The organism is Thiohalocapsa marina, assembly GCF_008632335.1.
Classification (GTDB): domain Bacteria; phylum Pseudomonadota; class Gammaproteobacteria; order Chromatiales; family Chromatiaceae; genus Thiohalocapsa; species Thiohalocapsa marina.
In genome coordinates this window covers 23,423-39,315 of sequence record NZ_VWXX01000008.1, presented here as the reverse complement: position 1 = coordinate 39,315, position 15,893 = coordinate 23,423, and the positions used below count along the sequence as shown (strand labels likewise).

The window sequence follows — 15,893 nt, the reverse complement described above, 5'->3', positions numbered from 1 at the left end:
GAAAGCAGAGGAGAGAACCCTAATGGCCCTGATCTCATTGCGTCAGATGCTGGATCACGCCGCCGAGCATCAGTACGGTGTGCCGGCGTTCAACGTCAACAACCTGGAGCAGATGCGCGCCATCATGGAGGCCGCCGACGAGACCGACTCCCCGGTCATCGTCCAGGCCTCCGCCGGTGCCCGCAAGTACGCCGGCGCGCCCTTCCTGCGTCACCTGATCCTGGCCGCCATCGAGGAATGGCCGCACATCCCGGTGTGCATGCACCAGGATCACGGCACCTCCATGCCGGTGTGCCAGCGCTCCATCCAGCTGGGCTTCAGCTCGGTGATGATGGACGGCTCCCTGGGCGAGGACGGCAAGACCCCGACCAGCTACGAATACAACGTCGACATCACCCGCAAGGTGGTCGAGATCGCCCACGCCTGCGGCGTCTCGGTGGAGGGCGAGCTGGGTTGCCTGGGCTCCCTGGAAACCGGCCAGGCCGGCGAGGAAGATGGCATCGGCGCCGAGGGCACCCTGAGTCACGACCAGCTGCTGACCGATCCGGAAGAGGCCGCGGACTTCGTCAAGAAGACCGGCGTCGACGCCCTGGCCATCGCCATCGGCACCTCCCACGGCGCCTACAAGTTCACCCGTCCGCCGACCGGTGACATCCTGGCCATCGAGCGCATCAAGGAGATCCACGCCCGCATCCCCAACACCCACCTGGTCATGCACGGCTCCTCGTCGGTGCCCCAGGACTGGCTGAAGATCATCGACGAGTTTGGCGGCGACATGGGCGAGACCTACGGTGTGCCGGTCGAGGAGATCGCCGAGGGCATCAAGAACGGCGTGCGCAAGGTCAACATCGACACCGACCTGCGCATGGCCTCCACCGGTGCCATCCGTCGCCACCTGGCGCAGAACACCAAGAACTTCGACCCGCGCAAGTACTTCGCCGCTGCCACCGTGGCCATGAAGGACATCTGCAAGGCGCGCTACGAGGCCTTCGGTACCGCCGGCAACGCCAGCAAGATCAAGGTGATGTCGCTGGATGACATGACCGCGCGTTACGCCAAGGGCGAGCTCGACCCGAAGATCAAGTGATCTAAGCGGCACCCGCGACCCCGGTCCTCGGACTCCTGCCCCCTGCCTGGGTGGGGGTCGCGGGATCGGGGATCGACGGTCGAGACTGACGATAAAGGGGCGCCTGGCGCCCCTTTTTTGTGCGGCCAGCATCACCCCATGCTTGTGGTCTGCAGTTCGCCAGGAAGCTGCGAAACGCTGGCGGCGTGTCGGTGCCTCGCAGCAGCGCTAGCGCGGATGCCCGACCGCCAGGATCAGCAGTGGCAATTCCGCTTTCGGCAGCTTGAGCAGGTGCTTGAGACGCGCGTCGTTGAAGGCCCCGACCGTGGCGCCGCCCAGCCCCGAGGCGACCGCCTGAAGCAACAGGTTCTGGCTCGCATGCCCGACCTCCATGTGCACATAGCGAATCCCCCGCTCGCCATATTTCACCATGGTCCGCGCTTCGACGGCGCCCGCCACCACCAGTGCGGGGGCCTGGGCGAGCCAGTCCTGCTGCAGGGCCGTGGCGGCAACGGCTGCCCGCAGGTCACCCGGCACCTCCAGCCGTAGACGGTGATGCCGCGGGCTGTAACGGTAGCTTCCCGCGGGCAGCCCCTCGACCTCGCCGGCCACCAAGTGCAGCTCCAGGGGGTAGAGGGCGCCGGCCGAGGGCGCCGTTCGCAGCCCCCTGTCGGATGTGATGCCTTGGGCGGCCCAGAGCAGTTGTGCCACATCCGTCAGAGCGATCGGCCTTGGCGCAAAGGCTCGAACGGTCCGGCGGCCGCGGAGGACCGCCTGCAGTGGAACGTCCGAGGCCATCGTGGGCGGCGGGAGTGCGTAATCTGTCTGCTCGGCCATGCTCGGCTCCTTAGTGTCCGGCGCCTGCCAAATGAGCGCCATGGAAATCAGCGCTATCGCAAGGCTTAGCACAATCGCCAAATACACCAGATGGCCCATGTCCCGACGCATGCGGATAGCCTCAATCCCGATCAGGGACGCTGGGTCAAGAATAGGGGCCAGGTCGGGTCCACACACCGCGAAGCGAAAGACAAGACCTGGGTGGGGTCAAGTAGACTATATCCGCAATCCGTCCGCCTGACACCAGAGGAGCACGACATGAGAATCCTGCACACCATGCTGCGGGTCACCGACCTGCAGCGCTCGATCGATTTCTACACCCAGGTGCTGGGCATGCGGTTGCTGCGGCAGAAGGACTATCCGCAGGGGCGTTTCACCCTGGCATTCGTCGGCTATGGGGATGAATCGGACAACACGGTGATCGAATTCACCCACAACTGGGACACTGACCGCTATGACCTGGGCGACGCCTATGGCCACATCGCCATCGAGGTGGACGACGTGTACCAGGCCACCGAGGCAGCACGCCAGAAAGGCGCCAGGATCCTGCGCGAGGCCGGCCCGATGAATGCCGGCACCACCATCATCTCGTTCATCGAAGACCCGGACGGCTATCCGGTCGAGATGATCGGCAGGCGTTGAGCTCGCCTACTGGACAAGGATAACCCCGACGGAGGCAGGGGCAGTTGAAGATCGTGCTTGCACCCAATGCGCTGAAGGATAGCTGCACCGCCAGTGTCGCTGCGGATGCCCTGGCGGCGGGGGTGCGGCGGGCCCTGCCGAGTGCGGAGATCGTGCAGCTGCCGGTGGCGGATGGCGGCGACGGACTGCTGGAGGTGCTTGGTGTTGCTCTGGGGGCGGAGCTGTTGCGCTTTCGGGTTGCCGGCCCACGCCGGGGTCAGGTCGAGGCACCGGTTGCCTGGCTGCCGGCCCGGCGCACGGCCATTATCGAGACAGCCCTGGCCAGTGGGCTGGCGCTGCTGGCGGGGCCGGAGCGCGATCCCACGGCCACCACGACCCGCGGCAGCGGCGAGCTGATGCGGCGGGCGCTGGATCTTGGCGCCGAGCGGCTGGTGATCGGCCTTGGTGGCAGCGCCACCAACGACGGCGGTATCGGCATGGCCACCGCGCTCGGCTACCGGTTTCTGGATGGTGCGGGCGAGCAGGTGGCGCCGGTGGGCGGCAATCTGGCGCGCATACGGCGGATCGACGTCGACGGGGTCGATGCGCGCGTTGCCGGCACGCGAATCGATGTGGTCTGCGATGTGGACAACCCGCTGCTCGGACCCCGGGGCGCGGCGCGGACCTATGCCCCGCAAAAGGGCGCGCGTCCGGAGCAGGTGGAGCTGCTCGAGCAGGGGCTTGCCCATCTGGCACACCTGGTCCGGCGCGACCTTGGCGTTGATGTGCGGGATCTGCCCGGCGCGGGGGCGGCGGGCGGGCTGGGTGCGGGACTGATCGCCTTTTGCGGCGGTCGATTGTGCCCCGGCGCCGAGCTGGTGCTGGATCTGGTGGACTTCGACACCCACCTGTGCGGCGCCGATCTGGTGCTGACCACGGAGGGGCGCATCGACGCCCAGACCGGTTTCGGCAAGGCCCCCGGGGCGGTCGCGGCGCGCGCGGCGCGGCTGGGCGTGCCCTGCATCGGCATTGCCGGGGCAGTACCCTGGGGTGAAGATGGCGGGCTGGCCGATCCGCAGGCGGCGGGATTTCAGGCGCTGGTCAGCCTGTGCCACGAGCCAATGACGCTGGAGCGGGCACAGGCGCAGGCCCAGCGGCTGCTGGAGCGGGCGGCGGAGCAGGTGCTGCGCATCTTCATCGCCGGGCGTCGGTCTGCGGTGCAATGAGGATTCGCAAAACCAATAGCTAAAATTTATCCAATTGGCTTTTCACATACTGGACCAGCGAGTACCTTCTCCTAAACCGACGCGTTCGGTCAACGATTAGCCGGTGCACCGCCAGCGGCGCCTCCGCGTGGCGCGCAACGGGCACCGGTCGAATTTCACTGAGGAGAATGTGATGAGCCAGCCCCTTTCCCGTGAGCAGCAGATCCAGGCCCTGGAGACCGACTGGGCCGAAAACCCCCGATGGACCGACGTGAAGCGCGGCTATAGCGCAGCAGACGTCGTGCGGCTTCGCGGCAGCGTGCAGCCAGAATATACCTATGCCCGTAACGGTGCCGAGAAACTCTGGTCGCTGGTGCGCGGCGGTGCCAAGAAGGGCTATGTGAACTGCATGGGGGCCATCACGGGCGGGCAGGCCCTGCAGCAGGCCAAGGCCGGCATCGAGGCCATCTACCTGTCCGGCTGGCAGGTTGCCGCCGACGGCAACACCTCCGAGACCATGTACCCGGATCAGTCGTTGTACGCCTATGACTCGGTGCCGACCATGGTGCGGCGCATCAACAATGCCTTCAAGCGCGCCGACGAGATCCAGTGGTCCAAGGGTGTTGGTCCCGGCGATGCGGGCTTCATCGATTACTTCCTGCCCATCGTGGCCGATGCCGAGGCCGGCTTCGGCGGCGTGCTCAACGGCTTCGAGCTGATGAAGAACATGATCGCCGCGGGTGCTGCCGGCGTGCATTTCGAGGACCAGCTGGCGGCGGTGAAGAAGTGCGGCCACATGGGCGGCAAGGTGCTGGTGCCCACGGCAGAGGCGGTGCAGAAGCTGGTCGCCGCGCGCCTGGCGTCGGACGTCTGTGGCGTGCCCACGCTGGTGCTGGCGCGCACCGACGCCGAAGCGGCCAATCTGCTGACCTCGGACGTGGATGACAACGACCGGCCCTTCGTCTCCGGCGAACGCACGGCCGAGGGCTTCTACCGGGTGCGCAACGGCCTTGAGCAGGCCATCAGCCGCGGCCTGGCCTACGCCCCCTACGCCGACCTGGTGTGGTGCGAGACCGGCACGCCGGACCTGGGCTTCGCCCGCGAGTTTGCCCAGGCGGTGCTGGAAAAGAACCCGAACAAGCTGCTGGCCTACAACTGCTCGCCGTCGTTCAACTGGAAGAAGAACCTGGACGACGCCACCATCGCCAAGTTCCAGGACGAGCTCTCGGAGATGGGCTACAAGTACCAGTTCATTACCCTGGCCGGAATCCACAACATGTGGTACAACATGTTCGATCTGGCCTACGACTACGCCCGTGGCGAGGGCATGCGCCACTATGTCGAGAAGGTGCAGCAGCCGGAGTTCGAGGCTCGCGACAAGGGCTACACCTTCGTCAGCCATCAGCAGGAGGTGGGCGCCGGCTATTTCGACGACGTCACCACCACCATCCAGGGCGGTGCGTCGTCCGTGACCGCGCTGACCGGCTCCACCGAAGAAGAGCAGTTCTAAGAGAGCTGCCAGCTTCAAGTCTTACCGCAGAGTCGCAGAGAACGCAGAGACGACACGGAGGCTTCATCTTGAAGTATTCTCTTCCGTGCTCTGTGTCCTCCGCGGCTCTGCGGTTAATCTTTACAGTCGCCTGGCCGGAGATGCTCCATGCCACCTGAATTCAGTACCGCAGATCTGTACGACACCCATGGCGAGACCGTCCGTGTCTGCGCGCCGGTGTTTCGTGACTTTGGCGGGCGCACGCGCTTTTTTGGCCAGGCGGTGACGGTCAAGTGTTTCGAGGACAATTCCCGCATCAAGGAGACCCTGGCTGAGGCAGGGGCAGGGCGGGTGCTGGTGGTGGACGCCGGCGGCTCGTTGCGTTGCGCCATGCTCGGCGACCTGATCGCCGAGAGCGCGGTCAGCAATGGCTGGGCCGGCGTTGTCATTCAGGGCTGTGTGCGTGACAGCGCGCGGCTGGCGACCATGGATCTCGGCATCAAGGCGCTGGCGGCGATCCCGCGCAAGAGCGTCCGGCGTGGCGAAGGGCAGCGTGATCTGCCGGTGGAGATCGCCGGGGTGCAAGTGTGTCCGGGGGACTGGGTCTATGGTGACGGCGACGGCCTGCTGATCGCCGATGCGCCGCTATTGCCGGATCAGGTGCAGACGGGAAACTGACCCATGGCCTGGGTCGAAGCCAAGCAGGTCGCCGAGGCCATCCTCGATGGGTTCGATCGTCACTACCGGCTGTTCCGCGAGAGTACCGCAGCGGCCCGACGGCGGTTCGAGCAGGCGGACTGGACCGGCGTGCAGATCACGGCACGGGAGCGCATCGACTTCTACGACTGCCGCGTGTCCGAGACCGTGGCCGTGCTGCGCCGGGAGTTCCACCTGCGCAGTGCCGAATCTGGCCTGTGGAAGCGGGTCAAGATCGAATACTCCCGCCTGCTGCCCCAGCACCGTCAGCCGGAGCTAGCGGAGACCTTCTACAACTCGGTCTTCTGCCGGCTGTTCGACCGCCGCTATTACAACAACGCTCACATCTTCGTCTGGCCGATGCTCTCCACCGAGCATCTGGAGGCGGAGGTGCCCATCTTCCGCCCCTACTATCCGGCCCGCGACGGCTTTGCCCAGGTCATCGGCGACCTGCTGATGGATCTGGACTTCAGGGTGCCGTTCCGCAACCTGCGCCACGACGTGCGCAACCTGATGCGCGCCATTCGCCAGCGCTTCCCGGCCAACCGCGCGCGGCACCAGAACTTCCAGGTGTTGGTGCTTTGCGAGCCCTTCTTTCGCAACAAGGCCGCCTACATCATCGGCAAGGCCATCAACGGCGCCGATCAGGTGCCCTTCGTCGTCCCCATCCTCAACGACGAGCAGGGCGGGCTCTTTGTCGACACCCTGCTCACCGGCGAGGACGAGATCAGCGACGTGTTCAGCTTCTCGCGGGCCTACTTCATGGTGGACACCGAGGTGCCGGCGGCGGTGGTGGACTTTCTGCGCCCGCTGATGCCGCGCAAGGGCAAGGCCGAGCTCTATACCGCCATCGGCCTGCAGAAGTACGGCAAGGCGGAGTTCTATCGCGACTTTCTCAAGCACCTGCGCTATTCGAGCGACCAGCTGGTGGTGGCGCCGGGCATTCGCGGCATGGTCATGTGCGTGTTCACCTTGCCGTCGTTTCCCTATGTATTCAAGGTCATCAAGGACCGCTTTCCGCCGCCCAAGGAGATCACCCGCGAGCAGGTCGAGGAGAAGTACCGTCTGGTCAAGCTGCACGACCGGGTGGGGCGTATGGCCGACTCCTGGGAGTACTCCCACGTGGCCTTCCCGCGGGAGCGCTTCTCCGACGAGCTGATCGCGCTGTTGCGCGCCGAGTGCGCCAATACCATTGCGATGGATGGCGATCAGGTCATCGTCAAGCATCTCTACATCGAGCGGCGCATGTCGCCGCTGAACCTGTACCTGGCCAGCGCCGACGACGATGAAATCGTGCATGCGGCGCAGGAGTATGGCGACGCCATCAAGCAGCTGGCGGCGGCGGACATCTTTCCCGGTGACTTCCTGTTCAAGAACTTCGGCGTCACGCGCCAGGGCCGCGTGGTGTTCTACGACTACGACGAACTCTGTTACCTTGAGGAATGCAACTTCCGCGACATCCCTGAGCCACCCTTCCCGGAGATGGAATTCGACGCGACGCCCTGGTACACGGCGGGCCCTGGCGATGTCTTCCCGGAGGAGTTCGAGACCTTCCTGCTCACCGATCCGCGCTTCCGCAAGGCCTTTCTGCCGCTGCACCAGGAGATCTTCGATCCCGCCTGGTGGCGCGCGCGCCAGGCCGCCATCCGCGCCGGCTGTGTCGAAGATGTCTTTCCTTATCCGCTGCAACGCCGTTTCAGCGCGGAGTCCGCCCGTCTTCCCGCCAACCCTTCCCCTTCGACCTGATCCGTCGCATAGTCAGCATTCACCGGCGCAATCCGGTCGTACGGCAGCGATGGGGTAGAATGCGGCTCCATGGAACCCAGCTTCGTCCATCTGCATCTGCACACCGAATACTCCCTGGTCGACGGCCTGGTGCGTATCAAGCCCCTGGTGAAGGCCGCGGCGGCCGCCGGCATGCCGGCGGTGGCGGTGACGGATCAGTCCAACCTGTTCTGCCTGGTGCGCTTCTACCGGGCCGCGCTGGCGGCCGGCATCAAGCCCATTGCCGGTACCGAACTGGCGGTGCTGAACCCGGAGGAGCCGGCCAAGCCCCATCGCCTGGTGCTGCTGGCGCAGGACCTGTCCGGTTACAAGAACCTGACCCGCCTGATCTCGCGGGCCTACACCGAGGGCCAGCAGCAGGGGCTGGCGCAGGTGCAGCGCGACTGGGTGCTGCAGGCGTCGGACGGACTGATCGCGCTGTCCGGCGGCTCCCAGGGCGACGTGGGGCGGGCGCTGGTGAACGGCCGACGGGCGGACGCCGAGGGCCTGCTGGATGACTGGCTGCGGGCCTTCGACGACCGCTATTACCTGGAGCTGATGCGCACCGGTCGCGACGGCGACAACGCCTGCGTCGAGGCGAGCGTCGACCTGGCCATTGCTCGCGGCGTGCCGGTGGTGGCCACCAACGACGTGGCCTTCCTGCAGGCCGAGGACTTCGATGCCCATGAGGTGCGCTGCTGCATCCACAGCGGGCATACGCTGGATGACGCCCGCCGGCCGCACCGCCACAGCCCGGAGCAGTATCTGCGCACGCCCGAGGAGATGGCTGAGCTGTTCTCGGACATCCCGGAGGCGCTGGAGAACACCGTCGAGATCGCCCGGCGCTGCAACCTGGAGCTGACCCTGGGCAAGAGCTTCCTGCCGGACTCGCCGGTGCCCGAGGGCATGACCATCGACTCCTTCTTTGCCGCCGAGGCGCGCAAGGGACTGGAGTGGCGGCTGGACCGGACCTTCGAGCGCACGGCGGCGGATTTCGCCGAACGGCGCCGGGTCTACGACGAGCGGCTGCAGACCGAGCTCGACGTCATCTGCCAGATGGGCTTTCCGGGCTACTTTCTCATCGTTGCGGACTTCATCCAGTGGGCCAAGGACAACGGCATCCCGGTGGGGCCGGGGCGTGGCTCCGGCGCCGGCTCCCTGGTGGCCTATGCGCTAAAGATCACTGATCTGGATCCCATCGAGCACGACCTGCTGTTCGAGCGCTTCCTGAACCCGGAGCGCGTGTCCATGCCGGACTTCGATATCGATTTCTGCATGGAAGGGCGCGACCGCGTCATCGACTATGTGGCGCGCAAGTACGGCCGCGACGCGGTGTCGCAGATCATCACCTTCGGCACCATGGCGGCCAAGGCCGTGGTGCGCGACGTCGGCCGGGTGCTGGGGCATCCCTACGGCTTCGTCGACAAGGTTGCCAAGATGGTGCCGTTCGAGCTCGGCATGACCCTGGACAAGGCGCTGGAGGAGAGCGCCGACCTGAAGGCCGCCTACGAGCAGGACGAGGCCGTGACCGCGCTGATCGACATGGCGCGCAAGCTGGAAGGCGTTGCGCGCAATGCCGGCAAGCATGCCGGCGGCGTGGTCATCGCGCCGACCCGGCTGACGGATTTCGCGCCGCTGTACTGCGAGCCCGGCGGCGAGAACCTGGTGACGCAGTACGACAAGGACGATGTGGAGCAGGCGGGGCTGGTCAAGTTCGACTTCCTGGGCCTGCGCACCCTGACCATCATCGACTGGGCGCTGGCCACCATCAATGCCGAGCGCCAGGCGCGGCAGCAGGCGCCGCTGGACATCAATCTGATCGATCCGAAGGACGCGGACGCCTTTGCGCTGCTGCAACGCTGCGAGACCACGGCGGTGTTCCAGCTGGAATCCCGCGGCATGAAGGAGCTGATCAAGAAGCTCAAGCCCGACAGCTTCGAGGACATGACCGCGCTGGTGGCCCTGTTCCGCCCCGGGCCGTTGCAGTCCGGCATGGTGGACGACTTCATCGACCGCAAGCACGGCCGCGCCGAGGTGGCCTATCCGCATCCGGACCTTGAACCCATCCTCAAGCCCACCTATGGCGTGATCCTGTACCAGGAGCAGGTCATGCAGATCGCCCAGGTGCTGGCCGGCTACTCCCTGGGCGGGGCCGACCTGCTGCGTCGCGCCATGGGCAAGAAGAAGGCCGAGGAGATGGACAAGCAGCGCGCCATCTTCGAGCGCGGTGCCGCGGAGCGCGGTGTCGAGCCCAAGACGGCGACCTATATCTTTGATTTAATGGAGAAATTTGCCGGTTATGGGTTCAACAAATCCCATTCCGCCGCCTATGCCTTGGTCTCGTATCAGACCCTGTGGCTGAAGGCGCATTATCCGGCGGCCTTCATGGCGGCGGTGCTGTCGGCGGACATGGACAACACCGACAAGGTGGTGACACTGATCGACGAGTGCCGGTCCATGGGGCTGCGGGTGGAGCCGCCGAAGATCAATCGTTCCGAGTTCAGGTTCAGCAGTCACGGCGGCACCCGGGCCGACGACCGCGAAGAGGCCACAGGGGGAACGGTGATCTACGGCCTCGGTGCCATCAAGGGCGTCGGCGAGTCGGCCATCGCGGCAATGCTCGAGGCGCGCCGGCGTGACGGGCCGTTCCGGGACATCTGGGATTTTTGCCGGCGCATCGACCTGCAAAAGGCCAACCGGCGGGTGCTCGAGGCGCTGATTCGCGCCGGGGCACTGGATGATCTGGCGGACGCCGGCGCCGACGGCCGGGCCACGCTGATGCACCAGCTGCCGCTGGCCCTGGGCCTGGCGGAGCAGCAGCACGAGCGCGAGCAGGCCGGGCAGGGTGATCTGTTCGGCGCCCTGGACGCGGCGCCCGACGACGCCTGCGAGCCGGATCCGCAGATCGCCGCCCGCCGCTGGCCTGCCTGGGACGAGGAGCAGCGCCTGCAGGGAGAGAAGGAGACCCTGGGGCTGTATCTGACCGGGCACCCCATCAACCGCTACGACAACGAGCTGAACGCCATGGTGTCGCAGCGCATCGGCAAGCTGCTGGAATGGGCGCAGGGGGTGTCGAGCCCCGGCGTGATCCCGTTGCGCGGCGGCGACCGGGACAGCCGCAGCGTGGCGGGACTGGTGGTGGCCATGCGCAGCAACAAGACCGCCCGAGGTCGCATGGCCTCGCTGACGCTGGACGACCGCACCGGCCGCATCGAGGCGACCGTGTTCAACGATGTCTACGAACAGGTGCGCGAGCTGCTGGTGCCGGACGCCATCCTGGTGGTGTCCGGCAACCTGAAGCCGGACGACTTCACCAATGGCTGGACGCTGATCGCCCGCGAGGTGCGCAGCCTGGCCGCGGCACGGGCGGAACTGGCGGATCATCTGCTGCTGCGTCTCGACCTGGCCGATCCACATGATCACGCCCAGGCCGAGACACGGATTCGCGCGCTGCATGCGATCCTGGACGCCCATCGTGCCCCGCAGGGCCTGCGGTTGCGGCTGCACTATCGCCGTCCCGGCGCCGAAGGCCGGATGCGTTGCGGCGACGCCTGGCGTGTGGATCCCACCGATGCCCTGTTGAAGCAGCTGCGGCGTCTGCTGGGCGATGCCGGGGTCGAGGTGGTCTACCAGCGCGAACTGCAGCTGCGCCCGAGCCTGCCGGAGTTGGGCGGTCCGCCGCGTCTGGCGGTTGCCGGCTGAGCGGAGCCAGACCAGAAGCCAGACCGCAAGCCGGTCAGCCGGTCAGTTTGCGGCACCCCGGCTGACGGCGCCGCCGTGGAAGCGCTCGCGCAGGCGCTGGAACACCACATACAGCATCGGGATCAGGAACACGCCGATCAGTGATGCGGCCAGCATGCCGCCGAACACCGCGGTACCCACGCCCCGCTGGCTTGCCTCGCCGGCGCCGCTGGCCATGACCAGCGGCACCAGCCCCAGGATGAAGGCGAAGCTGGTCATCAGCACCGCCCGGATACGCAGCCTGGCGGCACCGGCAGCGGCCTCCAGGATGGACACCCCGGCCGCGCGTTGCGCGATGGCGAACTCCACAATGAGGATGGCGTTCTTGCTCGCCAGCCCGATCAGCACGACGATGCCCACCTGGGCATAGAGGTCGTTCGGCAGGCCTGAAACCCAGAGCGCCGTCATGGCGCCGAGCAGCCCCACGGTGACACTCAGCAGCACCGCCGCCGGCATGGACCAGCTCTCGTACAGCCCCACCAGGAACAGATAGGCGAACAGCACTGCCAGCCCCAGCACGATGGGCGTCTTGCCGCCAGCCTCCTTCTCCTGGAAGGCGGTGCCGGTCCATTCGAAGCCGTAGCCCGACGGCAGGGTCTTGGCGGAGATCCGTTCCATGGCCGCCAGCGCCTCACCGGAGCTGTAGCCTGGTGCCGGCTCGCCCTGGATGGTCACGCTGCCGTAGTTGTTGTAGCGCTGGATGAGCTGTGGACCCAGCACCACGCGCGTCGACAGGAAGGCGCGCAGGGGCACCATCTCGCCGTTGGCGTTGCGCACATGGATACGGTACAGGTCGTCGATGCGCGCGCGATCGATCTGCTCACCCTGGACCTGGACCTGCCAGACGCGGCCGAACTTGTTGAAGTCGTTCACGTAATAGCCGCCCAGGATGGCCTGCAGGGCGCTGAAGACATCGCTGATCTGCACCCCCAGGGTCTGCGCCTTGTCGCGGTCGATGTCCAGGTAGATCTGCGGATTGTCGGTGGCCCAGGTGGAAAAGACCCGCTCCAGGGCGGGATCCTGGTTGGCCGCCATGACCAGCGCGCGCATGACGCCGGCCAGTTCCTGCGGCGAGCGGCCCTGCAGATCCTGCAGCTGGTATTCGAAGCCGCTGCCGGTGCCCAGGCCGATGATGGGCGGCAGATTGAAGGGCATGACCCGGGCGTTGGGGATGCCGGCGGTCTGCGCCGCGATCCGGTTGATGACGGCATCCACCGACAGCTCCGGTGTGGTGCGCTGGTCGAACGGCTTCAGCCGGCCGATGACGGTGGCGGCATTGGACTCCACCGCACCGTCCAGGATGCTGTAGCCGGTGACCGTGACCACGTGCTCCACCGCCGGATCGGCGATGACGATCTGCTCCACCTCCTTCAGCACCGCGGCGGTGCGATTCACCGACGCCCCCTGGGGCAACTGCACCACGGCCATGAAGGCGCCCTGGTCCTCCTCCGGCAGGAAGCCGGTGGGCGTGACCTTAAACAGCCAGCCGGTGGCCAGCCCGAACACCCCCACCACCAGCAGCACCAGGGTGGAGAAGCGCACCAGTCGGGCCACCGCATGGCCGTAGCCGTCGCGCACGCGGTCGATGGCGCCGAGCACATGGCGCATGAGGCCGCGTCGCTGGCCGCCGGGTTTCAGCAGTACGGCGCACAGGGCCGGCGACAGGGTCAGCGCGTTGATCGCCGAGATCAGCATCGAGAAGGCGACCACGGCGGCAAACTGCTGGAACAGCTGACCGGTGATGCCGGGGATGAAGGCCACCGGCAGGAACACCGACAGCAGCACCAAGGTCACGGCGATGATGGGACCGGTGATCTGCGTCATCGCCTTCTTGGCGGCTTCGCGCGGCGGCAGGCCGTCCTCTTCCATGATGCGTTCGACGTTTTCCACCACGACGATGGCGTCGTCCACGACGATGCCGATGGCCAGCACCACCGCCAGCAACGAGATGGTGTTGGCCGAGAAGCCGATGGCGAGCAGGAAGGCAAAGGTGCCCACCAGCGCCACTGGCACGGCCACCAGCGGGATCAGGGTGGCGCGCCAGCTGCCGAGGAACAGGAACACCACGATGATGACCAGCACGAACGCCTCGAACAGCGTGTGGATCACGTCCTCGAGGCTGGACTTGACGAAGTCCGTGGTGTCGTACACCAGGCGGTAGGCGAGGTCGTCCGGGAAACGTTCGGCCAGCCGGTCCATGGCCGCCTGGATGTCGTCCGCAACGGTCACGGCGTTGGCGCCGGGGGCCAGGTAGATGGCAATGGCAGTGGCGGGGTGGCCGTCCAGCCGGCTGAAGGCGTCGGCGCTCTGGGCGCCCAGCTCCACGGTGCCCAGGTCGCGCACCAGGACCGTGGAGCCGTCCGCCTTGGCACGGACCACGATGCGCTCGAATTCCTTCGGGTCGGCCAGGCGGCCCTGGGTCTGCAGGGTCAGCTGCAGTTGCTGATCATCGCTCATGGGCTGGGCGCCGATGCGCCCGACGGCGGCCTGCACGTTCTGGCTCTGGATGGCGTTGATCACGTCCGTGGGCGTCAGCGACAGCGCCGTGAGGCGGTCCACGTCCAGCCAGATGCGCATGCTGTAGTTGAGCGCGCCGAACTGTGTCGCCTGGCCGACGCCGGGCACCCGCGCCAGCGTGTCCATGATGTTGATGGTGGCGTAGTTGCTCAGGAACAGGGCGTCGTAGGACTCCTTGGGCGAATACAGCGCCACCACCTGCAGCATGGCATTGGACTTCTTCTGCACCGTGAGCCCCTGGCGCTTCACCTCTTCCGGCAGCTGGGCATTGGCCAGGTTCGCCCGGTTCTGCACGTTGACCGTGTTGATGTCCGGATCGGTGCCCAGGGCAAAGGTGACGGTCAGGGTGTAGCTGCCGTCGTTGGCACTGGTCGACTGCATATACAGCATGTTGTCGACGCCGTTGACCTGGGACTCGATGGGTTGCGCGACCGTGGACTCGACCACGTCGGCGCTGGCGCCGGGATAACTGGCGCTGACCGTGACCTGGGGCGGCACGATGTCCGGAAACTGCGCCACCGGGATCAGGCCGATGGCGATCAGCCCGGCCAGGGTGACTACCACCGAGATGACGATGGACAGCCTCGGCCGGTCGATGAAGACGGAGGAGATCATGGCGTGTCGCCCTTGGCCGCAGCCGGTGCCGCTGTGTCTGCCGATGCCGATGTCGATTTAGATGCCGCTGTTTCTGCCGGAGCCGGAGTTGCCTTCACCGCCTGACCGGGCCGTACCTTCTGGATACCCTGGGTAATGACCAGTTCACCCGCCTTCAGACCCTCGCTGACGATGACCTCGGTGCCGCGCGCCTGTCCGGTCTCGACGCGGCGCACCTGGGCCTTGCCGTCGGCGTCGATGATCATGACGTACTGCCCCTGCTGGTCGAACTGCAGCGCCGACTGGGGGATCAGGATGGCGCTTGTGGGCGTGCCCGACTGCAGCAACACGCCGACGTACTGGCGGTCCACCAGGGTGCCGTCGGCGTTGGGCAAGGACGCGCGCAGGGTCACCGAGTCGGTTTCCGGATCGGTGGTGACATTGACGAAATCCAGGTAGCCAACCTGCTCGTACAGGCTGCCGTCGGGCAGCCGTACGCGGACCTGCACGTTTTTGGCGTTGCCGCCCTTCTGCTCGATGGTCTCGCGGGCCTCCAGCAGTTCGCGCTGGGTCACCGGGAACTCCACATAGATAGGGTCACGGCTGACGATGGTCGCCAGGGTGCCGGAGCTCGGCCCCACCAGGTTGCCGACGGTGTAGCTGGCCAGACCGATGCGGCCGTCCACCGGCGCCACGATGCGGGTGTAGCTCAGGTCGAGCTTCGCCTGGTTGAGCGCCGCCTGCGCCTGGGCGATGTTGGCCTTGGCGATGGAGTCCGCCGCCTGCAGTTCGTCCACCTTGGCCTGGGCGATGTTGTCGTCCGCCAGCAGTTCCTGACCGCGCTTCAATTGGGCGCTGGTGTTGAGCTGGTCGGCCTCGGCCTTCTGCACGTCCGCCTGGCGCTGCTCCACCGCCGCCTGGTACTGGTCCGGCTCGATCAGGAACAGCAGGTCGCCGGTCTTGACCGGCTGCCCCTCGGTGAAGCGACGCTCGTCCAGGAAGCCCTCGACGCGGGCGCGCAGTTCCACCCGATTGACTGCGACCACACGGCCGACGAACGAGGCCTGCTGTTCGATGGGTTTGGCGACGGCCTTCACCGCGACCACGGAGGGGGGCTGCGAGGGCGGGGCCGGTGCCGGCTCCTGACGGCAGCCAGCCAGGGGCAGGGCAACCAGCAGGGTTGCCAGAAGAGGCCCCAGCACAAGCGCCCTGCGGCGGGCATCGCTTCCGGTTACGCCCCCCGTCGCCTCCGTGCATGGATGCGGGGCAGGCAAGGGGGTGCCAAGGGGTCGGGGGAGCCGGCGATGGGACATCAGGGGATTCCTGCAGGGCGGGTGACGATGGGGCGAGTGTAGCCTAAACT

Annotated in this window: 10 protein-coding genes; 7 read left to right on the top strand and 3 right to left on the bottom strand. The window is 66.6% G+C overall.

What is annotated here, in order from left to right:
- Positions 1 to 22 precede the first annotated feature (22 nt).
- Entirely contained in the window at positions 23 to 1,087 is a 1,065-nt protein-coding gene (gene fba, locus F2Q65_RS07950) for a class II fructose-bisphosphate aldolase (protein WP_150092166.1), read from the top strand.
- Between the two features lie 207 nt (positions 1,088 to 1,294).
- Here the strand turns inward: fba and F2Q65_RS07945 are convergent, their stop codons facing one another.
- Positions 1,295 to 1,903 carry a SagB/ThcOx family dehydrogenase gene (locus F2Q65_RS07945; protein ID WP_170265598.1) on the bottom strand — a complete coding sequence of 203 codons (609 nt, stop codon included), beginning with the start codon at positions 1,901 to 1,903 and terminating at the stop codon, positions 1,295 to 1,297.
- 258 nt (positions 1,904 to 2,161) lie between these two features.
- Between F2Q65_RS07945 and gloA the strand changes: the two genes are divergently transcribed.
- The 6 genes from gloA to dnaE all read left to right on the top strand — a co-directional run bounded on the left by gloA (position 2,162) and on the right by dnaE (position 11,380).
- Positions 2,162 to 2,545 (top strand): lactoylglutathione lyase, encoded by a 384-nt coding sequence (gloA, locus tag F2Q65_RS07940; RefSeq protein ID WP_211353998.1) that lies wholly within the window; start codon positions 2,162 to 2,164, stop codon positions 2,543 to 2,545.
- Positions 2,546 to 2,598: 53 nt separating this feature from the next.
- Positions 2,599 to 3,750, top strand: coding sequence for a glycerate kinase (locus tag F2Q65_RS07935; protein ID WP_246156070.1), 1,152 nt, complete (start codon positions 2,599 to 2,601; stop codon positions 3,748 to 3,750).
- A gap of 172 nt (positions 3,751 to 3,922) precedes the next feature.
- Positions 3,923 to 5,239, top strand: coding sequence for an isocitrate lyase (aceA, locus tag F2Q65_RS07930; RefSeq protein WP_150092158.1), 1,317 nt, complete (start codon positions 3,923 to 3,925; stop codon positions 5,237 to 5,239).
- 147 nt (positions 5,240 to 5,386) lie between these two features.
- Positions 5,387 to 5,896, top strand: a complete 510-nt coding sequence (rraA, locus tag F2Q65_RS07925) for a ribonuclease E activity regulator RraA (RefSeq protein WP_150092156.1) — start codon at positions 5,387 to 5,389, stop codon at positions 5,894 to 5,896.
- A 3-nt stretch (positions 5,897 to 5,899) separates the two neighbouring features.
- Positions 5,900 to 7,660: a bifunctional isocitrate dehydrogenase kinase/phosphatase gene (aceK, locus tag F2Q65_RS07920; protein WP_150092154.1), complete on the top strand. Its 1,761-nt coding sequence runs from the start codon at positions 5,900 to 5,902 to the stop codon at positions 7,658 to 7,660.
- Positions 7,661 to 7,729: 69 nt separating this feature from the next.
- On the top strand, positions 7,730 to 11,380 hold the full coding sequence (dnaE, locus tag F2Q65_RS07915; RefSeq protein ID WP_150092152.1) for a DNA polymerase III subunit alpha: 3,651 nt from the start codon (positions 7,730 to 7,732) through the stop codon (positions 11,378 to 11,380).
- A 42-nt stretch (positions 11,381 to 11,422) separates the two neighbouring features.
- Here dnaE and F2Q65_RS07910 read toward each other — a convergent pair whose 3' ends face one another.
- Positions 11,423 to 14,551 (bottom strand): efflux RND transporter permease subunit, encoded by a 3,129-nt coding sequence (locus F2Q65_RS07910; protein WP_150092150.1) that lies wholly within the window; start codon positions 14,549 to 14,551, stop codon positions 11,423 to 11,425.
- The gene (locus F2Q65_RS07905) at positions 14,548 to 15,732 is read right to left on the bottom strand and encodes an efflux RND transporter periplasmic adaptor subunit (RefSeq protein ID WP_246156058.1); all 1,185 of its coding nucleotides are present in this window, start codon (positions 15,730 to 15,732) and stop codon (positions 14,548 to 14,550) included. The genes F2Q65_RS07910 and F2Q65_RS07905 overlap by 4 nt, the downstream gene beginning before the upstream one ends.
- Positions 15,733 to 15,893: the final 161 nt, after the last annotated feature.

What these genes read in the sequence shown, in the direction of transcription:
- fba (WP_150092166.1), top strand. Translation starts at nt 23, where the DNA reads ATGGCCCTGATCTCATTGCGTCAGATGCTGGATCACGCCGCCGAGCAT.
- F2Q65_RS07945 (WP_170265598.1), bottom strand. Translation starts at nt 1,903, where the DNA reads ATGGCCGAGCAGACAGATTACGCACTCCCGCCGCCCACGATGGCCTCG.
- gloA (WP_211353998.1), top strand. Translation starts at nt 2,162, where the DNA reads ATGAGAATCCTGCACACCATGCTGCGGGTCACCGACCTGCAGCGCTCG.
- aceA (WP_150092158.1), top strand. Translation starts at nt 3,923, where the DNA reads ATGAGCCAGCCCCTTTCCCGTGAGCAGCAGATCCAGGCCCTGGAGACC.
- rraA (WP_150092156.1), top strand. Translation starts at nt 5,387, where the DNA reads ATGCCACCTGAATTCAGTACCGCAGATCTGTACGACACCCATGGCGAG.
- aceK (WP_150092154.1), top strand. Translation starts at nt 5,900, where the DNA reads ATGGCCTGGGTCGAAGCCAAGCAGGTCGCCGAGGCCATCCTCGATGGG.
- dnaE (WP_150092152.1), top strand. Translation starts at nt 7,730, where the DNA reads ATGGAACCCAGCTTCGTCCATCTGCATCTGCACACCGAATACTCCCTG.
- F2Q65_RS07910 (WP_150092150.1), bottom strand. Translation starts at nt 14,551, where the DNA reads ATGATCTCCTCCGTCTTCATCGACCGGCCGAGGCTGTCCATCGTCATC.